General features: G+C 59.9%; 18 protein-coding genes. 10 read left to right on the top strand and 8 right to left on the bottom strand.

Annotated features, from left to right (window positions below):
• Positions 1-537: 537 nt before the first annotated feature.
• From WMO20_RS12795 to WMO20_RS12785, 3 genes are read left to right on the top strand one after another with little or no spacing between them, the layout of a single operon-like run.
• On the top strand, positions 538-1,092 hold the full coding sequence (locus WMO20_RS12795) for an NUDIX domain-containing protein (protein WP_113991702.1): 555 nt from the start codon (positions 538-540) through the stop codon (positions 1,090-1,092).
• Entirely contained in the window at positions 1,089-1,784 is a 696-nt protein-coding gene (locus WMO20_RS12790; protein WP_349187095.1) for an RluA family pseudouridine synthase, read from the top strand. The genes WMO20_RS12795 and WMO20_RS12790 overlap by 4 nt, the downstream gene beginning before the upstream one ends.
• A 1-nt stretch (position 1,785) precedes the next feature.
• Positions 1,786-2,472, top strand: a complete 687-nt coding sequence (locus WMO20_RS12785; protein WP_349187094.1) for a GntR family transcriptional regulator — start codon at positions 1,786-1,788, stop codon at positions 2,470-2,472.
• Positions 2,473-2,693: 221 nt separating this feature from the next.
• On the opposite strand, the gene WMO20_RS12780 is transcribed toward WMO20_RS12785, so the two are convergent.
• The 8 genes from WMO20_RS12780 to dnaA all read right to left on the bottom strand — a co-directional run bounded on the left by WMO20_RS12780 (position 2,694) and on the right by dnaA (position 13,306).
• Positions 2,694-3,275, bottom strand: a complete 582-nt coding sequence (locus WMO20_RS12780) for a manganese efflux pump MntP (RefSeq protein ID WP_154265608.1) — start codon at positions 3,273-3,275, stop codon at positions 2,694-2,696.
• 695 nt (positions 3,276-3,970) lie between these two features.
• Positions 3,971-6,553, bottom strand: a complete 2,583-nt coding sequence (gene gyrA, locus WMO20_RS12775) for a DNA gyrase subunit A (RefSeq protein WP_349187093.1) — start codon at positions 6,551-6,553, stop codon at positions 3,971-3,973.
• Between the two features lie 15 nt (positions 6,554-6,568).
• Complete coding sequence (gene gyrB, locus WMO20_RS12770; RefSeq protein WP_015537091.1) at positions 6,569-8,563, bottom strand: DNA topoisomerase (ATP-hydrolyzing) subunit B; 1,995 nt, start codon at positions 8,561-8,563, stop codon at positions 6,569-6,571.
• Positions 8,564-8,782: 219 nt separating this feature from the next.
• Positions 8,783-9,040: an extracellular matrix regulator RemB gene (remB, locus tag WMO20_RS12765; protein ID WP_005924242.1), complete on the bottom strand. Its 258-nt coding sequence runs from the start codon at positions 9,038-9,040 to the stop codon at positions 8,783-8,785.
• A 77-nt stretch (positions 9,041-9,117) separates the two neighbouring features.
• On the bottom strand, positions 9,118-10,251 hold the full coding sequence (gene recF / locus WMO20_RS12760) for a DNA replication/repair protein RecF (protein ID WP_349187092.1): 1,134 nt from the start codon (positions 10,249-10,251) through the stop codon (positions 9,118-9,120).
• The gene (locus WMO20_RS12755; protein ID WP_015537089.1) at positions 10,252-10,467 is read right to left on the bottom strand and encodes an RNA-binding S4 domain-containing protein; all 216 of its coding nucleotides are present in this window, start codon (positions 10,465-10,467) and stop codon (positions 10,252-10,254) included. It lies immediately after the preceding gene.
• Between the two features lie 12 nt (positions 10,468-10,479).
• Positions 10,480-11,586, bottom strand: coding sequence for a DNA polymerase III subunit beta (gene dnaN, locus WMO20_RS12750; protein ID WP_112091464.1), 1,107 nt, complete (start codon positions 11,584-11,586; stop codon positions 10,480-10,482).
• A 397-nt stretch (positions 11,587-11,983) separates the two neighbouring features.
• The gene (gene dnaA / locus WMO20_RS12745) at positions 11,984-13,306 is read right to left on the bottom strand and encodes a chromosomal replication initiator protein DnaA (protein ID WP_005924255.1); all 1,323 of its coding nucleotides are present in this window, start codon (positions 13,304-13,306) and stop codon (positions 11,984-11,986) included.
• Between the two features lie 123 nt (positions 13,307-13,429).
• Here dnaA and WMO20_RS12740 point away from each other — a divergent pair, with 123 nt between their 5' ends.
• The 7 genes from WMO20_RS12740 to mnmE all read left to right on the top strand — a co-directional run bounded on the left by WMO20_RS12740 (position 13,430) and on the right by mnmE (position 19,018).
• A complete protein-coding gene (locus tag WMO20_RS12740; protein ID WP_349187091.1) occupies positions 13,430-13,576 on the top strand; it encodes a hypothetical protein in 147 nt (48 codons plus the stop codon).
• Between the two features lie 105 nt (positions 13,577-13,681).
• Complete coding sequence (rpmH, locus tag WMO20_RS12735; RefSeq protein ID WP_005924258.1) at positions 13,682-13,816, top strand: 50S ribosomal protein L34; 135 nt, start codon at positions 13,682-13,684, stop codon at positions 13,814-13,816.
• Between the two features lie 204 nt (positions 13,817-14,020).
• Positions 14,021-14,428, top strand: a complete 408-nt coding sequence (gene rnpA, locus WMO20_RS12730; protein WP_270565295.1) for a ribonuclease P protein component — start codon at positions 14,021-14,023, stop codon at positions 14,426-14,428.
• Complete coding sequence (yidD, locus tag WMO20_RS12725) at positions 14,425-14,727, top strand: membrane protein insertion efficiency factor YidD (RefSeq protein ID WP_349187090.1); 303 nt, start codon at positions 14,425-14,427, stop codon at positions 14,725-14,727. The genes rnpA and yidD overlap by 4 nt, the downstream gene beginning before the upstream one ends.
• A gap of 284 nt (positions 14,728-15,011) precedes the next feature.
• Positions 15,012-16,073 carry a YidC/Oxa1 family membrane protein insertase gene (locus tag WMO20_RS12720; protein WP_349187089.1) on the top strand — a complete coding sequence of 354 codons (1,062 nt, stop codon included), beginning with the start codon at positions 15,012-15,014 and terminating at the stop codon, positions 16,071-16,073.
• A gap of 18 nt (positions 16,074-16,091) precedes the next feature.
• Complete coding sequence (gene jag, locus WMO20_RS12715; protein WP_349187088.1) at positions 16,092-17,228, top strand: RNA-binding cell elongation regulator Jag/EloR; 1,137 nt, start codon at positions 16,092-16,094, stop codon at positions 17,226-17,228.
• A gap of 419 nt (positions 17,229-17,647) precedes the next feature.
• Entirely contained in the window at positions 17,648-19,018 is a 1,371-nt protein-coding gene (gene mnmE / locus WMO20_RS12710; protein WP_349187087.1) for a tRNA uridine-5-carboxymethylaminomethyl(34) synthesis GTPase MnmE, read from the top strand.
• Positions 19,019-19,124 lie beyond the last annotated feature (106 nt).

The raw sequence follows: 19,124 nt of genomic DNA, 5'->3' as shown, positions 1-19,124 counted from the left end.
CATTATTCAGAATTTGGTACCTTTTGCGCGGGGCAATATGCCCGCTGGGACCGGAGAACCCCATAAAAGGCACTATTGCTTGTATACTATAATAGCAGATTCCGGCAATAAAGTAAACGCAAACCGCCCGACAAACGCACCAAAAATTAAGAAATTTTTTAGCGGTTTTGTACTTTCTTTAGTGCGCTAAAGCAAGCAGTGATGCTGATTTTCGGTTTTTGCCCACCGTCGCTTCCAGAAATTATGATTTTTTTCGCGAAAGGAAACTCCCTCAGTCAAAATCTGACGGTTTTGACAGCTCCCTCGGGGAGGGAGCCTCTGGCGTAACCGCAAGCTTTTCGCTTTAGCCGGAAACTTTGCCGCTATGCCAAAGGCCCCATCTTAGAGGGGGCTGGCATCGCGCAGCGATGACTGGGGGAGTTCAGGCAAGCGTCCCGCCCTCTTGTATTTATCATATCTTTATTGACAACAAACCGCACTTTGCCGTAAACTGAGAGCATAAAACCGGCGCAGCGCCGGAAAAGGGGCGTAAAACAAATGAACGATACCGTACACTTTGAAAAAACTCTCTCCAGCGAGACCCTGTTCGAGGGGCGGGTCATCACCCTGACCAAGGACACCGCGCTGCTGGAAAACGGCAAGACCGCTACCCGCGAGGTGGTGCACCACCACGGCGGCGCCTGCATCCTGCCCTATTTTGCAGACGGCACCATCTGCATGGTGCGGCAGTTCCGCTATGCCATGCAGCAGCAGCTGTGGGAGCTGCCCGCCGGTAAGCTGGAAAAGGGCGAGGACCCCTTTGCAGCCGCCAAACGGGAACTGGAAGAGGAGTGCGGCCTGACCGCCGACAACTACATCTCGCTGGGCGAATTCTACCCCACCGTGGGCTACGATACCGAGGTCATCTACACATGGGTAGCCACCGGTCTGCACGAAACGAAGATGCACCTTGATGCAGACGAATTCCTGACCCCCGACCGTGTGCCGCTGGAAAAAGCGTATCAGATGGTCATGAGCGGCGAGATCAAGGACGGCAAGACCATTGCGGGCATCCTGAAGCTGAAGGCTCTGCTGGCCGAGGGCAAGCTGTGATCTTATACGAGGATGCCGCCCTTGTGGTGCTGGACAAGCCTGCCGGGCTTTCCAGCGAGGAGGGCGTGCCCGCCGCGCTGCGGGCGCACTGGAACGCGCCTGATGCCTTTGTGGGGGTGGTGCACCGGTTGGACACCGGGGTGTCCGGGTTGATGGTCTATGCCCGCACCCCGGCGGCTGCCGCCGCCCTGAGCCGTCAGGTGACCCAAAGTCAGGACGCCTACGCCGTGCAGGACGGCCGCACCGAGGGCAAAGCCGCCGCGCCGCAGTTCGTCAAGCAGTACCGCGCGGTCCTCGCCGGTGCGCCGGACGCGCAGCTGCCCGCCGCCGGAGTGCTGCGGGACTACCTGTTCAAGGACAGCCGCAAGGGCAGGGTGTTCCCGGTCAGCCGTCCCCGCAAGGGGGTGCGGGAAGCGGTGCTGGAATACCGCATCCTTGCCACGGCAGGGGAAAACAGCCTTGCCGAGATCACCCTGCACACCGGGCGCACCCATCAGATCCGGGTGCAGTTTGCCAGCCGCAGGCACCCGCTGTACGGCGACGGCAAATATGGCAGCCGCCAGAAGGGCAGCATCGCCCTGCAAAGCTGCGGCCTGCGCTTTGTGCACCCGGACACCGGCAAGCCCATGGCCTTTTCTCTGCCCCTGCCCGCCGCCGCACCGTGGAAGGAGTTTTTGGAATTAGGTGAGTGATATGGAACAGCAATACAAGACTGATGCCGAAATTTACGCCGTGCTGGAGCGGGAGATCATCGACCTGACCATCCGTCCCGGCTCTGCGCTGAGCGAGAACCCGCTGTGCGCCCGGTTCGGTGCGCCGCGCTCCCTGATCCGGGTGGTGCTGCAAAAATTACAGGAAAACGGGCTGGTGCGCATCGTGCCCTACAAGGGCACCACCGTCACCCGGCTGAACCGGCGCATCGTGGACGAGCTGATCTACGAGCGCACCGCTGTGGAGGGGCGCATCCTGCGCGATTTTGCCCCCATCGCCACCCCGGCGCAGCGGGCGCAGATCCGTGCGCGGGTGGACGCGTACGAAGCCCTTGCCCGTGTCGAGAGCCCGGACTTCAACAAGCTGTACGAAGCCGACTGCCGCCTGCACGAGACGTGGTTTTCTGCCATGGACAAGATGTACCTGTGGAGCACCCTGCAGAATGCCCACGCCGATTACAGCCGTTTCCGTATGCTGGACACCATGACCACCGGCGGGTTGGACGAGGTGATCGCCGACCACCGCAACCTGCTGAACGCCATCGAGCGGTGCGACCTTGCCGCCTTTGAGCCGCTGGTGGAGCGGCACCTATACGGCGGCATCCGCCGCCTTGGCAGCAAGCTGACCAAGGAATACGCCGACTTTTTTGAGCCGGAGACCGTAAAATAACGCAAAATTGTTCCACGGGGAACAAAGACGAGTTTACCCCTTCCGTCAAAGCCTGCGGCTTTGCCACCTTCCCCAAGGGGACGGCTTTTGGCTATGCCGGAAAGTTACCCTCCTAGGGAAAGGCGTCCCCTTGGGGGAGCTGCCGAGCGCAGCGAGGCTGAGGGGGTATACTGCAAACCAAAAAGCCCGGAGTGTCCGCAGACGCTCCGGGCTTTTTATATTCAGAACACCCCGGTGATGAAAATTTCCAGTCCGATGCCGATAAGGATGACACCGCCCAGAATATTGGCCTTGCCGGAAAGCTGTGTACCGAACTTTTTGCCGATGCGCAGACCCGCCATGCAGAGGATGAAGGTGACCACCGCAATGATGATGGCAGCGGTGAGCGCCATCAGCCAGCCGTATTCCGAGATGGTAAAGCCCACCGAGAGAGCATCAATGCTGGTGGCGACACCCTGCATGAACAGCGCCCCGGCGCTGAGCTCTGCCGCTTCTTCGGCTTCCTCGCCGTGGATACCGTCCATCAGCATCTTGCCGCCGATGTAGCTCAGCAGCGCCAGCGCGATCCACGGGATCAGGGTCTCAAAGGACGAGAACAGCTCCACGATGGTATGCACGCACACCCAGCCGATCATGGGCATTGCGGCCTGAAAAATGCCAAAAGTGCCCGCGATTTTGCACATCGTGCCCTTGTTCATTTTAGGGTCGTGCAGGCCGTTTGCCATGGACACCGAAAACGCATCCATCGCAAGCCCCACGCCCAGCAAAACGCTGTTGAGGAAAAATACAAAACTCCATTCCATTCTGTCTGCCTCCTGTTTGTTGACCGTATTCCAAACCAAAACAAAACCCGGCCCCGGGCGCATTGTACGTCCGGGACCGGGTGATTTTTTAAGATCCACTCCATGTGCACGGGCGCAGCAAACACGCACCAAAACACATGAGTCTCGCAAATGAAAGCAAGCCAGACCGGAAAGCGGTCATTGTGTTGACTTGCTGCGCTCTGCAAAGCGCCTGCTACTCCCCCACGGGTATTGTGATTTCGTTTATTCTAGCACAGTTTCAAGGGGAAGTCCAGACAAACCTGACGGTGAAACGCGCCAAAAATGCGCTTTCCACCGGGCGAGACGATTTAGAATGCCCGCCGCGTGCGCTTTGGGCATTTTCAGCGGAAAAATCATTTAATATTTCGGGTTTCAGGAAAGTCTGCGGACTTTCCTGAAACCCATTTTCACAGGAGAGGGCGTAGAGGAAAACGGCAGTTGCAGCGCCGCTTTCTACGAAAGCGCGGCGCTGCGGGAGAAACAACAGTTTGCGGCAAAGTAAACTCCCCCAGTCGCCTTCGGCGACAGCCCCCTCTAAGATGGGGCCTTTGGCATAGCGATACAGTTTCCGTTTAAAACGTAAAGTGCGTGGTTTCGCCAGAGGCTCCCTCCCAGAGGGAGCTGGCAAAACCGTCAGGTTTTGACTGAGGGAGTTTCGGCCTGCCCTCAGCGCCTTATTCCTTCTCCTCCGGGTCTGCCTCCGGGGCTTCGGTGGCGGCGGCAGCATCGGCGGCTTCCATCTCGGCAAGCTGCTCGGCGGTGGGCTCAGCATCGGCTTCAGAAGCGTCGATCTTCTCGGTCTGTGCTTCGTCGTCGTGGTCGGTGCGTGCCAGTACCATCACCTTGTCGTTCTCGCCCAGACGCATTACCCGCACGCCGGAGCCGTAGCGGCTCTGCAGCGGGATCTCGTTGGCGTGCAGGCGGATGATGATGCCCTCCTGACTGCTCAGCAGCACGTCATCCACATCGTCCACGATCTTCACGGCGGCAACCTTGTCGCGGCTCACATCGTAGTTGCGGATGCCCTTGCCGCCGCGGGCGGTGATGCGGTAGGTGTCGATATCCGAGCGGCGTCCCTTGCCGTTCTCGGTCACGGTCAGTACCGTGCCGCCCTCGCGGCAGATGCAGACGCCGACAACTTCATCGCCCTCCGCCAGACGGATGGCGCGCACGCCGTGGCCGTTACGGCCCATCGGGCGGGCATCCTCCTCGTTGAAGCGGATGGCCTGACCGTTGCGGGTGGCAACGATGAGCATATCGTGGCCGGAGGTCAGGCGGGTCCATGCCAGCGCATCGCCCTCGTTCAGGGCAATGCCGATCAGGCCGCTCTTGCGGATGTTGGCGTACTGCTCCAGCGGGGTGCGCTTGATCAGACCCTGCTTGGTGACCATGGTCACATAGCCGCCCGACTGCTCGGCGTCCTTGCTCTGGCAGATCATGTTGGTCACCTTTTCGCCCTCCGCCAGCTGCAGCAGGTTGACGATGTTCATGCCCTTGCTGGTGCGGCTGCCCTCGGCGATGGTGTAGCCCTTGATGCGGAACAGGCGGCCCCGGTCGGTGACAAAGAGCACATAGTCGTGGGTGGAGCCTACGAACATCTCCTGCACGATATCCTCTTCCTTGCGGGTCATGCCGGAGATGCCGCGTCCGCCACGGCGCTGTGCCTGATAGGTGGCCTTGAGCTGACGCTTGATATAACCGGCTTCGGTCAGGGTGTAGACGCACTGCTCCTCGGCGATCAGATCCTCGATATCCACCTCACCGGTCACGGACTGGATCTCGGTGCGGCGCTCGTCCCCGAAGCGCTTCTTCATTTCCAGCAGCTCGTCCTTGACGATGGCAAGCACCCGGGCGTCATCCGCCAGAATGGCTTCCCAGTCCTCGATCTTGGCGCGCAGGCCGGCCAGCTCTTCCTCGATCTTCAAAATTTCCAGACCGGCCAGACGGCCCAGCTGCAGCTTGACGATGGCGTCTGCCTGCGGGTCATCAAAGCCGAACTGCTCCATGATGGCAGCCTTGGCTTCTGCCATGCCGCCCTTGCAGGCGCGGATGGTAGCGATCAGCTCGTCCACGATGTCGGTGGCCTTCTTCAGACCTTCCAGAATATGGGCGCGCTCCTTGGCCTTTTTCAGGTCGTACTGGGTGCGGCGGCGCACCACCTCGTCCTGAAACTCCACATACTTCTGCAGCATCTGCTTCAGGGTGAGCACCTTGGGCACCTTATGGTCAATGGCCAGCATGATAACGCCCACGGTGTCCTGCAGCTGAGTGTACTGGTACAGCTGGTTCAGGATGACCTGTGCGTTGGCGTCCTTGCGGACATCCACCACGATGCGCATACCCTTGCGGTTGGTCTCATCGTTCAGGCCGGTGATGCCCTCGATGCGCTTTTCCTTGACAAGGTCTGCCATGTGCTCGATGAGACGCGCCTTGTTGACCATATAGGGGATCTCGGTGATCACGATCTGGGTGCGGCCGTTCTTGGTCTCCTCAATGGTGGCGCGGCCGCGCAGGGTGATCTTGCCGCGTCCGGTGGCGTAGGCGGCGCGGATGCCGCTGCGTCCCATGATGATGCCGGCAGTGGGGAAGTCCGGGCCCTTGATGTGCTCCATCAGGCCGGGCAGGTCGATATCCGGGTCGTCGATATAGGCGATGCAGCCGTCAATGACCTCGCTCAGGTTGTGGGGCGGGATGTTGGTAGCCATACCGACTGCGATGCCCTGACTGCCGTTGACCAGCAGGTTCGGGAAGCGGCAGGGCAGCACGCTGGGTTCCTTTTTGGTCTCGTCAAAGTTGGGGTCCCAGTCGATGGTGTCCTTCTCGATATCGGTCAGCATTTCCACCGCCATACGGCTCATGCGGGCCTCGGTGTAACGGTAAGCAGCCGGGGGGTCGCCATCCACAGAACCAAAGTTACCCTGACCATCCACCAGCGGATAGCGCAGCGAGAAATCCTGTGCCAGACGTACCATGGCGTCGTAGACCGATGCGTCGCCGTGGGGGTGGTAAGAGCCCAGCACTGCACCGACGGTATCGGCGGATTTGCGGTATGCATGGCTGGGGTCGTTGCCGCGCTCATGCATAGTGTACAGGATGCGGCGGTGGACGGGTTTCAAGCCGTCCCGCACATCGGGCAGGGCGCGGGACACGATGACCGACATGGAATAATCCAGGAAGGCCGTCTCGATCTCCTTTTTGACATCGCGGATGATCTTTTTGGTTCCGCTGCCCGGTATCATCACATAATCTTCTTCCATTTGTTCCTCCGTGTCTTACACGTCCAGCTTTGCGTACTGGGCGTTGGTCTCGATAAAGCGGCGGCGGGGCTCCACCTGATCGCCCATCAGGATGGTAAAGGCTTCGTCAGCCTTTTCGGCATCCTCGATGGTGATCTGCACGATGACCCGGTTGTCCGGGTTCATGGTAGTCTCCCACAGCTGCTCAGGGTTCATCTCACCAAGGCCCTTATAGCGGTTCACCTTTGCGCCGGGCATCTCCTGCGAGAGGATGGCCATTTCCGCGTCGTTGTAGGCGTACTTGATGGTGTTGCCCTTCTGCACCTTGAACAGGGGCGGCTGTGCCACATACACATGACCCTGCTCGATGAGGGGGCGCATATAGCGGAAGAAGAAGGTCAGCATCAGGGTGCAGATGTGGGAGCCGTCCACGTCCGCATCGGCCATGATGAACACCTTGTCGTACCGCAGCTTGGAGATATCGAACTCGTCACCGATGCCGCAGCCCAGCGCCAGCACCACCGGCATCAGCTTGTCGTTGCCGTAAATTTTATCGGCGCGGGCCTTTTCCACGTTCAGCATCTTGCCCCACAGCGGCAGGATGGCCTGAATGGCAGAGTCGCGTCCCATCTTGGCAGAACCGCCTGCAGAGTCGCCCTCGACGATGAAGATCTCAGTGCGGCTGGGGTCTTTTTCGCGGCAGTCTGCCAGCTTGCCGGGCATCCGGCTGGTCTCCAGCGCGCTCTTGCGGCGCACCAGCTCGCGGGCCTTTTTGGCGGCGGCGCGGGCGCGGGCGGCCTGCGTTGCTTTTTCAAAAATAGCCTTTGCCACGCCGGGGTTCTCCTCAAAGAACTCCATCAGCTTGGAGTAGACCATGTTGGAAACGAGGGTGCGAATTTCGGTATTGCCCAGCTTTGCCTTGGTCTGGCCTTCAAATTCGGCCTCCTGCAGCTTGACCGAGATAACGCAGATCAGACCCTCGCGCACGTCTGCGCCGGACAGGTTCTCGTCCTTGTCCTTCAGCAGGCCGTGGCTGCGGCCGTAATCGTTGAACACGCGGGTCAGGCTGGCTTTGAAGCCCTCTTCATGGGTGCCGCCATCCGGGGTGTTGACGTTGTTGGCAAAGCTCAGAAGCAGCTCGTTGTAGCTGGAATTGTACTGCAAAGCGATCTCTGCCACGCCGCGGTCGGTCTGTCCCTTGAGGTAGATGACGTTGGGGTGCAGCACTTCCAGCTTGCGCTTTTCGCCCAGATAGGTGACAAAGCTCTTGATGCCGCCCTCGTAGCACATCACCTCGGAGCGGTAGCAAGGGTCGCCCTCCTGCCCATCCTCCAGCACGGGGGTGTACAGCTGACGCTCATCGGTCAGGGTGATCTTGACACCGGCGTTCAGGAAGCTTTCCTCCCGCAGGCGCTTTTCCAGCGTGTCGAAGTCGTAGACGGTGGTGTCCTTGAACATTTCCGGGTCGGGCTTGAAGGTGACCCGGGTGCCGGTGACGCCCTCGGCTACCGTGCCGATGCACTTGAGTGCGCCGTCCGGGTCGCCGCGCCGGAAGGTCTGCTCGTACTCCTTGCCGTCGCGGCGCACATTGACGGTGAGCCACTCGGAGCAGGCGTTGACCACCGAAGCGCCCACGCCGTGCAGACCGCCGGCCACCTTGTAGCCGGAGTTCTCGCCGCCGAACTTGCCGCCGGCGTGTAGGATGGTGTACACCACGGTGACGGCGGGCAGACCGGTATCGGCCTGAATGTCCACGGGAATGCCGCGGCCGTTATCGGTGACCTGAATGATGTTGTCCTTCAGGATCTTGACCTCGATGTGGTCGCAGTAACCGGCCAGCGCCTCGTCAATGGCGTTGTCCACGATCTCGTACACCAGATGATGCAGACCGCGCTCACCGGTGGAGCCGATATACATACCCGGGCGCTTGCGCACCGCTTCCAGACCTTTCAGCACCTGGATCTCGCTGGCGTTATACTCGTGGTCGGTCGCGGTATCGGCATTTGTACTGGTAATGATTTCTTCTGCCATATCCTTTCTCCCTTTTGTTCATTTTTGCGTTTGTTTTTTCAAATTATAGCAAAGCGGGAACCGGCACACCATGGTGTACTTTTTTCTCGCCGTTTTGTTGTGTTTTTACGCGCTGCCCGCAGCGGGCGTTCCGGCTGGCACGGTGCGGCTTTCCGGGCAGCTCCGGGGCTTTCCCATCCCTCTTTTTTCTGTGGATCTTCCGCCCGTTTTCCGCAAATTTCACTCCACCATCTTTTGCGCTCTGCGGCGCATGGCGGCGCTGGACAGCTCCGAAAGATACACCGCATCCACCAGCCCTCCGTCTGCCAGCACATAGCACTGGGGCAGCTCGTCCGAAAGGCTGACCACCGCCCCGTTCTTCTGGGCGTAGTTCAGAAACTCCCGCCCCCGGGGGGAGGTGGTGGTGGTCTCCAGATCAAAGATGCCAATGATATCACGGTCGTTCAGAACATAGTCCCGCCCCAGATGAATATACATACTGTATTTTCTCCCGTGTCTTTTGTTTGCATAAAGCCCACGAAAATTCAGCTTTTATGCAGTATCACTTACAACATTTATCCATGCTGCCAGACCCGGTTCAGCACCCCGCCGTCCATGCGGTACACCTCGCCGTCGGTCTTTAAAAAGTCCGTGTCATCGCAGCTGGTCACAAAGGTCTGCTTTTCCTTCATGCAGGTGAGCAGATACTGCTTGCGCCCCTCGTCCAGCTCGCTCAGCACATCATCCAGCAGCAGTACCGGGTGCTCCCCGGTGATCTGCGCCGCCGCTGCTGCTTCCGCCATTTTCAGGCTCAGCACCACGCTGCGCTGCTGTCCCTGACTGGCATACACCCGGGCAGGCTGGTCGTCCAGTAAAAGCTCCAGGTCCTCGCGGTGGATGCCGCACAGGCTCTGCCCGGCGCGCAGCTCCTCCTCCTGCCGCTGGCGCAGCAGTGCGGCAAGCCCGCCCGGCGCAAACTGGGCGGCGTAGCGGATGCTCATCCGCTCCGCCCCGTGGGAAAGCTCCGCGTAGTTGGCACAGGCGCGGGGGGCAAGCAGCTCCAGATACTCCCGCCGCCGCTGCTGCAAGGCTTCGCCCCGCGCGGCAAGCTCGGTGTTGAGTACCTCCAGCAGGGTGCGCTTTTCCGCATAGGGGCGCTCCTGCCCGTTTGCAGAGTGGCGCAGCAGCGCATTTTTTTGCTGCAAAACCCGCACATAGCGGCGGTAACTGGCCAGATACCCGGGGTACAGCTGGCACAGCGCAGCGTCCAGAAATTTGCGCCGCCCTTCCGGTGCCCCCTTGACAAGACTCAGGTGCCCGGGGTCGAACACCACCGCCGGAAAGCTGCCCGCCAGTGCCGCCGCCCGCTTGGGCGCTGCGCCGTTCACCGCCGCATAGCGGCCGGGCTTTGCGGCTTCCGGGGTGCCCACGGTCATGCGGATGTGGGCAGGCTCGGCGGGCTCGCAGCCTTCCGGCCGGTCCCGCTGGGTGTCGGCTTCCAGCACCGCGAATGCTTCTCCCCGGCGCACAAGCTCGGCATCCTTGCCGCCCCGGAAGCTTTTGCCGCCGGTCAGCAGCCAGATGGCTTCCAGAAGGTTCGTTTTACCCTGCCCGTTGTTGCCGCAGATGACGGTAAGTTCCCGCCCGGGCTCCAGCCGTGCCGCACAAATATTGCGATAGTTCTGTACTTCCAGCGAAAGCAGACGCATTTACTGACCCTGCCCGATCTCTACGCTCTGCCCGTCCAGCTCGATGATATCCCCGGCGCGGCACTTTTTGCCCCGCATGGTGCACACCTCGCCGTTCACCTTCACGGCACCGCCCTGCACCAGCTCCTTGGCTTCGCCGCCGGTCTCGCACAGGCCGGCAAATTTGAGCAGGGCATCCAGCTTGATAAACTCGGTATGAATGAGAATCTTCTGCATAAAACGCGCTCCTTAGTCGTTTTTAAACCGTACCGGCAGTACCAGATACAAAAAGTCGTTGCCCTCTACCGGCAGCACCTTCACCGGGCTCAAGGGGCCGCTGATCTCCATGCGCACCTGCTCGGTGCGGGCGTTGCGCAGCGCATCCAGCAGATAGCGGTTGTTGAAGCCGATCTCCACCTCGTCGCCCTCGCAGGCGGCGCTGAACTCGTCCACCACGCGGCCAAGGTTCGTCTGGCAGCGCACCACGACTTTACCCTCTGTAAAGGAGATGCGGAGGGGATTTTTTAAACGCTCTGTAATAATCAGGGAAGCGCGCTCGATGGTGGAGATAAAGTCCTTGGTGTCGATGGTCACCCGGGTGCGGCTTCCGGCGGGGATGACGTTGCGGTAATTCAAAAACTCGCCCTCGATCAGGCGGCTCATGATGGTGTAACCGGCGGTGGTGAACACCACATAGCGGCGGTTGGCACTGATGTGCACGTCCTCCTCGTCATCGTTGGCCAGCAGGTGGGAGACCTCGGTCATGGTCTTGCTGGGCACGATGATGCGGATATCCTTCACGGCGGTGATGGGGCGCTCCACGATGGCAAGGCGGTAGCCGTCCAGCGCCACCATGGTCAGCTTGTCCAGCTCGATCTCGAACAGCTCGCCGGTGTGGGCGGGTTTTTTCTCGTCCTGACTGACAGCGTACAAGGTGCGTTCGATCATGTCCCGCAGCACGCCGGTCTTGATGGTCAGGGTCTGCTCCGCGCCGGTGTTGGGCAGATCCGGGAAATCGGTGGCGGGCATGGACTGGATCTCGAACTGTGCCACGCCGCTCTGGATGGTGGTCTTGCCGTTATCGGCAGCCACGATGCTGATCTGACCTGCCGGCATCCGGCTGATCATGCTGCTGAGCAGCTTTGCATTCAGCACGATCTCGCCGGGCTCCTTGATGTTGGCTTCGATGGTGGTCACGATGCCCATTTCCAGATCGTAGCCGGTCAGGGTGAGCTGAAAACCCTCGGCCTTCAGCAGAATGCCCTCCAGCACCGGGATGGACGAGCGCATGGTGACAGCTTTGGAAACGCCGTCGATGGCTGCACTGAGCAGCGTTTTATCGCAGACGATGTTCAAAACAGTATCTCTCCTTTTTTCACACTTCCGGCAGAATATCTGTCCTTTGGGCTGCTGCCGGAAGGCAGTAATATATTGAACTTGTTGTAGTAACCGTAGTAGGGGGTGGGGAAGATGTTGAAAACCCGGAAATGTCTTGCCGGGATGCGGGGCTTTGGCTTTCCACCGGGTTGTGGAAGGCTCGTGAAGGAAATGTTGAAAGGTGGGGAACGGTGGTTCTTTCCACAGCCGATGTGAAGAACTGATGTTAAATGTTGAAAACTAAGTGGAAAGTGTGGAAAGCTTCGCCTTTTTGCCACAAGATATAGGCGTATTTTCCCCTTTTTGTTCCGGTTTCTCCCCATATTTTGGGGTCACACCCTGAAATGAGTATGACTTTTGCCCGGTTTTCCCCGGTTTAAGCTTTCACGTTCTTGATGATATCGCTCACGGTCTCCCGCAGGTGCTGATCGTTCTTCATGTCCCGCTCCATGGTCTTGAGGGAGTAGACGATGGTGGAGTGGTCGCGGCCGGAGAATTCCCGCCCGATCTCCTCCATGCTCATGCCGGTGACTTCCCGCAGGATATAGATGGCAACGCGCCGGGCAGAAGCCACATTGGCGTTGCGCTTGGTGCCCCGGATGTCGGCAGGGGACACGTTGAAGGTGCGGGATACCTCGCCGATGATCTTTTCGATGGTCACCGGCACCGGCTGGGTCTCGTTGAGGATATCCTTGATGGCGTTCTGCGCCACGCTGATCACCGGCTGGATGCCCTCCAGCATATAATAGGCGTTCAGCTTTTTCACTGCGCCCTCCAGCTGGCGGATGTTGTTTTTCAGGTGGTTGGCAATGAACTCTGCCACGTCCTCGGGCAGGTCCAGATGCAGCAGCTCTGCCTTGCGCTTCACGATGGCAACGCGGGTCTCAAAATCCGGCGGCTGCACATCGGCGGTCAGACCCCACTCAAAGCGGGTGCGCAGACGCTCTTCCAGGCTCTTGATCTCCTTGGCGGGACGATCGGAGGCGATGACGATCTGCTTGTGGGCATCATGCAGGGAGTTGAAGGTGTGGAAGAACTCCTCCTGCGTGGACTCTTTGCCTGCGATGAACTGGATATCGTCTACCAGCAAAAGGTCTGCCACGCGGTACTTCATGCGGAAGTCCTCGGTGCTGCCGGCGCGGATGGCGGCAATCAGCTCGTTGGTGAACTGCTCGCAGGTGACATACATGATGACGAAATCGGGGTGGGTGCGCTTGATCTCGGTCTGAATGGCGGTCAGCAGATGGGTCTTGCCCAGACCGGAGCCGCCGTAGATGAACAGGGGGTTATACGCCCCGGAGGGGTTTGCCGCCACAGCCTGCGCAGCAGCAAACGCAAACTGGTTGGACGGCCCCTTGATGAAGTTTTCAAAGGTGAACTCGTAGTTGCCCTGCGGGGAGGCTGGGTTTGCCTCGTACTGCTGGGCCAGCACTACTTCGTGGGGCGGGGTGCTGGGCACCACAAGGGTGATGTCCACATCAAAGCCCAGCACGGACTTGAAGGCCTCTTTGAGCAGGCCGAGGTACCGGTCGGTGACGATCTTGCAGATAAAATCGTTGCGCACCGACAGGGTGATATGGCTGGAGTCCTCAAAGCTGATGGGCTCCAACCCGTCGATATAGAGATTGTACGTTGGCTCGGCCATCTGCGCCTTGCAGTACATCTGGGCCGCTTCTAAAACGTCCTTGAAAGAATCCATAAAACATCCACTCCATTGAATCGGTCGAAGTTTTCAACAATGCTGCTGATACCACGTTAGTATACCACAAAAATCTCCCTGCGTCTATATTACTATAATGTAATTTATAATACATAAAATAAGATGGTACAGCAGCCTTGTGGAAAAACGCAAAAAAGACCACAATATCTGGTAGAAAAAAGTTTTCCACAGCAAAACGGTGAAAAAGTTGAAAAGCTTTTAACAGAAAAATCAGAAAAAAGTTTGCAGAAAACTGCAAAAAATGCTTGACAGAACGTCATACTATGCGATATACTGTTGAATTGCAAGCCTGTCCCCAATCTGGGACCGATCAAGACCCCATACCGGGGATAAGTTTTTACGGAGGATACAACCATGAAGAGAACTTTTCAGCCCAAGAAGCGTCAGCGCAAGGAAGTTCATGGCTTTCTGACCCGCATGAGCACCAAGAACGGCCGTAAGGTCATCAATGCTCGCCGTGCAAAGGGCCGCAAGAGCCTGACTGTCTGATCTTAAACCTTGCAGGTGAGATCCGGCGCAGAAATGAATATGCGCACAAAAGACCGCTGATATCCCATTGGCGGTCTTATTTTTTTACCCGTCAAAAGTTTTTTCGTAAAAATGCCCGGATGGGCTTTTAAAGTGCAAAAATTTTTGATATACTGGCTAAAGAGTGCACCCATGTGCACCCGGACGAAAGGAGGTGCCGACGTTATGCGTTATCGTCCGATCCGCCGCAACAGCGAGTTTGGCCGTGTGTACGCCCGCGGCAAGTCCTATGTGAACCCGGCACTGGTACTGTATGTGCTCAAGACCCGGGGCCGCAACACCCGGGTGGGCCTGACCGCCACCAAAAAAATAGGCCACGCCGTGCAGCGCAACCGCGCCCGCCGCGTGATGAAAGCCGCTATTGACGAGCATCTGGATTACAATATCGGCGGCTACGATCTGATCTTCGTGGCCCGGGGCATGACCCCCAAGCTGAAAAGCTGGCAGCTGAGCAGCGTTGTGGCAAAGCTGTTTGCCCAGGCCGGTCTGCCGGATAAGGCCAAGCGCCCGGACGCAAAGCCGCCCGCCACCGTGCCCCCCGCCCGCAAGCAGAAGCCGGAGCCCCGCGCGTGAACCGGCTGCAAATGCTCTGCCGCAGGGCGCTGTGCGTGCCCATCCGCATCTACCAGTACACTCTCAGCCCATGGATCGGCCGCAGCTGCCGGTTTTCGCCCAGCTGCAGCAACTACACCATGCAAGCCATCCTGACCCACGGCTGTGTAAAGGGCATTCTGCTGGGCGCATGGCGCATTGCCCGGTGCAATCCGCTGGGCAAGTGGGGCTACGACCCCGTGCCGCCGCCCGGCCGCTGGCAAAGCCCCGCCCGCAACTTGCAGCCCGCAAAGCTGTTTGAAAAGCGGCATGGGGGATAGGGCAGCGTCCTCGCCCTCTCCGTCTGCTCCCTCTGGTCGCATCCACCTCTCCCAAAGGGAGAGGCCTTGGCAAAAAGATGAAGTTTGCGTGGACTGCCAAGGGCTCCCACTTTGGGGGAGCTGGCATCGCGTAGCGATGACTGAGAGGGCGAGGATGCTAACCACGGAGATGACGGACTCTCTTTTAATTTCGCTTCTTGTGACGCGCTGCACTGTGGGCGGCGTGTCCTACGATAAAAAAATAATGCGTCCCGGGCCACAGCCGGGGCAGAATGGACAAAGGTATGAACTTCTTTTACATCCTGAGCGGTCCTCTCGGCTATGTCATGGAGTGGATCTACAAGCTGCTGCCGAACTACGGCTGGGACATCATCCTCTTCACCCTGCTCATCAACATCGTCAAGATCCCCCTGCAGACCAGCCAGCAGAAGAGCATGGCGAAAATGTCTGCTTTCCAGCCCATGATCGCGGAGATCCAGACCAAGTACAAGGACAAGCCCGAAAAGCAGCAGGCTGAGCTGATGAAGCTGCAGCAGGACTTTGGCTATAAGCCCACGGCCGGCTGCATGCCCATGCTGCTGAATTTCCTTGTCATGTTCGGCGTTATCGGCGTGGTGTATAACCCGCTGGAGCGCATTTTCCACATCAGCGCCGCTGCACTGGCCAGCGCAGGTGAGGCGATGACCGCCGCCGGCATCTCCTTTACCGCCATCACCCGCGATACCAACATCATCGCCGAGGTGGTTGCCGGCAACAGCGGCGTGCTGGGCTGCTTTACCGCACAGCAGATCGCTACCATCACCGAGTTCAGCCAGCACATGAACTTCTTTGGCATCGACCTGACCCGCATCCCGAAGCTGGGGCTTTCTCTGGACATCGTGCTGCCGCTGCTGTCGGTCATCACCATGTTCCTGTCCACCCATATCAGCATGAAGGCCTCCGGCCAGCAGATGCAGGGCAGCATGAAGCTGACCATGTATATGATGCCGCTGATGTACCTGTTCTTCTGCTTTACCTACCCGCTGGCATTCTCTCTGTACTACGTCATTTCCAACATCGTCATGACCGCACAGACTCAGGTCATGCGCAAGTTCTACGACCCCGAGAAGATGCGCAAGGAAGTGGAAGCGGAGATCGCCGCCAAACGCAAGCAGGAAAAGCGCGGTGTGAAGAACACCACCATCACGGTGACCGACCCCAAGACCGGCAAGAGCGTGGAAAAGAACCTTTCCGCCAGCGAGATGAACAAGCGCCGGCTGGAGTATGCCCGTCAACTGGACGCCGAGCGCTACAAGGACGAGCGCACCGTGCCGCTGAGCGAGCTTGACAAGCAGGATAAACAGTAATAAGGGAGGTAAACGGTTATGATCCGTACACAGGAATCCACCGGCAAGACGGTGGACGAAGCCCGCGCCAAAGCCTGCGCCCTGCTGGGCGTGCAGGCCGACGATCTGAATGTCAGCTATGAAGTGCTGGAAATGCCCCAAAAGACCGGTTTTCTGGGCTTAAAGACCACCCCCGCCAAGGTGCGCGTGCGCGTGGAAGAGCCGGATGCCCCCGCCGCTGCACCCGCAAAGCCGGTGGCAGAGCAGCCTGTTGAGACTGCCGCCCCCGTGCAGGAGACTGCTCCTGTGGCAGAGGAAGTTCCCGCTGTTGCGGAGGAGCCTGCCGCTCCCGCCGCAGAGCAGACCCCCGCTGCCCAGCAGCCCGCCGAAGCTGCCGAGGAGGCAGAAGAGGTGGAGGTGCCCATCGTCATCGAGGAGAACGCCAAGGTGAAGGCCGCTGTGGACTATCTGCGGGAGGTCATCACCCTGATGGGCGTGGAGAATGTGACCTTCAGCGCCGTGCAGAAGGGCGAAGCCACCATCATCCGTCTGGACGGTGAAAAGCTGGGTGCCCTCATCGGCCGCCGCGGCGAGACCATGGAGAGCCTGTCCTATCTGGCAAGCCTTGTGGCAAACCGTCTGGAGGGCGATTACATCAAGCTGGGTCTGGACGTTGCCGGTTACCGCGACAAGCGCGAGAGCGACCTGACCGCACTGGCACAGCGCATTGGTGCCAAGGTGCGCAAGACCGGCCGCAGCTTTGCCATGGAGCCCATGAACCCCTACGAGCGCCGCATCATCCACTCTGCCATCAGCAAGATGGAGGGTGTGCGCAGCGAGAGCAAGGGTGAGGGCCGTGACCGCCGCGTGGTCATCTACTCCACCGCACCGGATGCTCAGACCGAGAATACCTACGGCGAGCGCCGTGGCCGTGGCGGCAACCGGAATGGCCGCCGTCCCGGCGGCAACCGCAACGGCGGTTATCGTGGCGAGCGCCGCAGCAATGGCGGCTACCGCGGCAACCGCAGCGGTGCACCTCGCGGCCCGCGTCCGTCCAGCGTGCCGGAGCGCACCTACGCCCCCCGCGACGCCGAGAGTGCAGCACCCGTAGCACCCAAGCGCACCGAGCGCGTGGACGACTTTGCAGATTTCAGCTTCGGCAAGATCGAGCTGTGATCGGCAGGTTTCAATAAAACTATGCAGCGCCCCGCATTTCCACCGGAAGTGCGGGGCGCTTTTTTGTAGGGAAGAACCCCCTCAGCTTCGCTGCGCTCAGCAGCTCCCCCAAGGGGACGCCTTTGGGTTATGCAGGAAACCTTTCCGCCACCGCCGAAAGCCGTCCCCTTGGGGAAGGTGGCTGCGAACGCAGTGAGCAGACAGAAGGGGTAACTTCGCAGACGCTGCCCACCATTTTCAATCCTTTTTTCCACAAACATTTTGGAAGATGTGGAAAAACCGCGCGGCGGGTGTATCTTTTTGCGCAAAAACGTGGTAAAATAAACTGTAAAATCAGAAAGTGTGCGCTGCGGCAGGTCTGCGGTACCAGCGCACGAGCAGCGCACCCGCAAGGGATGGGTGCGCGGAAAGGATGCAGTATGCAGGGATCGACCATTGCCGCCATCGCAACGCCCCCCGGGGCGGGCGGCATTGCTGTGGTGCGCCTGTCCGGCGCAGAGAGCTATGCCGTGGCTGCCCGGGTGTTCCACCCGGCAAACCCGGCAAAAAAGGTGGAACAGGCTAAGGGCTACACCGCACTGTTCGGGCATTTCGTGGACAGGGAAGAAGCCTTTGACGAGGGCGTCGCCCTGTTTTTCCGCGCGCCCCACAGCTACACCGGCGAGGACGTGGTGGAGCTTTCCTGCCACGGCGGCAGCGCGGTGGCGCGGCGGCTGGTGGAAGCTTGCCTTGCAGCGGGCGCGCAGCCTGCCGCCCCCGGCGAGTACACCCGCCGTGCCTTTCTGAACGGCAAGCTGGGTCTGACCCAGGCCGAAGCGGTCATGGATCTGATCTCGGCAGACGGGCGGCAGGGGGCAGCGCTGGCAAACGCCGCGCTGGGCGGCGCACTGGCGAAAAAGATCAACGCCCAGAAAGCCCAGCTGACCGCCCTGCAGGCGCATCTGGCCGCTTGGGTGGACTTCCCGGAGGAGGATGTCCCGGAGCTGGACCCCGCCCACCTGCGTACCGTGCTGGGCGCGGTGAGGGAAGAGCTGGACGGCCTTATCCGCAGCTACGATGCCGGTGCGGTGCTGCGCGAGGGCGTGGACTGCGCCATCGTGGGACGCCCCAACGCGGGTAAGTCCACCTTGCTGAACCTGCTGGCAGGGTTCGACCGTGCCATCGTCACCCCGGTGGCGGGCACTACCCGCGATGTGGTGGAGCAGGCGGTGCAGCTGGGGGATATCCGGCTGAACCTCTTTGACACCGCCGGTCTGCGGGAGACCGAGGACGCCATCGAAGCTGAGGGCATTCGCCGAAGCTGGAAAAAACTGGAAGAAGCGGGACTGATCTTAGCCGTCTTTGACGGCTCCGAGCCGCCCAGCCGGGAGGACCTGGCGCTGGCACAGCGCTGCGCCGGTCGCCCCGCCATCGCCCTTGTGAACAAGGAGGACAAGCCTACCCAGTTCGATGCAGAGCTTATCGCCCCCTATTTTGCCATGGTGCTGCCGGTCTGCTGCCGGGAAGAGGGGAGCCGCAAGGTCATCGCCGCTGCGGTGGCGCGGCTGCTGGGCACCGGCAGCATCGACCCCCACGCCGCCAGCCTGTCCGGCCAGCGGCAGCTTTCTGCCGCCCTCCGCGCCCGGGACGCCGCAGCCGGTGCACTGGATGCCGCCGCCGGCGGCTTTGGGCTGGACGCCGTTTCGGTCTGCGTGGATGATGCGCTGGACGCCCTCTGCGACCTGACCGGAGAAAACGCTTCGGAAGCCGTCATCGAACAGGTGTTCGAGCGGTTCTGTGTGGGAAAATAAGGGCGGGAATGTTCTCTTTTGACACCAAAAGAGAACCGGAAAAGCGTATTGCGCGCTGCGGGGAAAGTTTCTGCTTGCCGCAAGCGTGCAAAGACGCTCCGCTGGG

The sequence above is a fragment of the Faecalibacterium intestinale genome, assembly GCF_040096575.1.
GTDB classification, from domain to species: Bacteria; Bacillota; Clostridia; order Oscillospirales; family Ruminococcaceae; genus Faecalibacterium; species Faecalibacterium intestinale.
The sequence above is the reverse complement of the archived record's forward strand: the minus strand, read 5'-3'. Positions and strand labels throughout refer to the sequence as shown.

Excerpts from the sequence above, each read along its gene's own strand:
- WMO20_RS12795 (WP_113991702.1), top strand. The coding sequence starts at position 538 with ATGAACGATACCGTACACTTTGAAAAAACTCTCTCCAGCGAGACCCTG.
- WMO20_RS12785 (WP_349187094.1), top strand. The coding sequence starts at position 1,786 with ATGGAACAGCAATACAAGACTGATGCCGAAATTTACGCCGTGCTGGAG.
- WMO20_RS12780 (WP_154265608.1), bottom strand. The coding sequence starts at position 3,275 with ATGGAATGGAGTTTTGTATTTTTCCTCAACAGCGTTTTGCTGGGCGTG.
- gyrA (WP_349187093.1), bottom strand. The coding sequence starts at position 6,553 with ATGGAAGAAGATTATGTGATGATACCGGGCAGCGGAACCAAAAAGATC.
- gyrB (WP_015537091.1), bottom strand. The coding sequence starts at position 8,563 with ATGGCAGAAGAAATCATTACCAGTACAAATGCCGATACCGCGACCGAC.
- remB (WP_005924242.1), bottom strand. The coding sequence starts at position 9,040 with ATGTATATTCATCTGGGGCGGGACTATGTTCTGAACGACCGTGATATC.
- recF (WP_349187092.1), bottom strand. The coding sequence starts at position 10,251 with ATGCGTCTGCTTTCGCTGGAAGTACAGAACTATCGCAATATTTGTGCG.
- WMO20_RS12755 (WP_015537089.1), bottom strand. The coding sequence starts at position 10,467 with ATGCAGAAGATTCTCATTCATACCGAGTTTATCAAGCTGGATGCCCTG.
- dnaA (WP_005924255.1), bottom strand. The coding sequence starts at position 13,306 with ATGGATTCTTTCAAGGACGTTTTAGAAGCGGCCCAGATGTACTGCAAG.
- WMO20_RS12740 (WP_349187091.1), top strand. The coding sequence starts at position 13,430 with ATGGTACAGCAGCCTTGTGGAAAAACGCAAAAAAGACCACAATATCTG.
- rpmH (WP_005924258.1), top strand. The coding sequence starts at position 13,682 with ATGAAGAGAACTTTTCAGCCCAAGAAGCGTCAGCGCAAGGAAGTTCAT.
- rnpA (WP_270565295.1), top strand. The coding sequence starts at position 14,021 with ATGCGTTATCGTCCGATCCGCCGCAACAGCGAGTTTGGCCGTGTGTAC.
- WMO20_RS12720 (WP_349187089.1), top strand. The coding sequence starts at position 15,012 with ATGAACTTCTTTTACATCCTGAGCGGTCCTCTCGGCTATGTCATGGAG.
- jag (WP_349187088.1), top strand. The coding sequence starts at position 16,092 with ATGATCCGTACACAGGAATCCACCGGCAAGACGGTGGACGAAGCCCGC.
- mnmE (WP_349187087.1), top strand. The coding sequence starts at position 17,648 with ATGCAGGGATCGACCATTGCCGCCATCGCAACGCCCCCCGGGGCGGGC.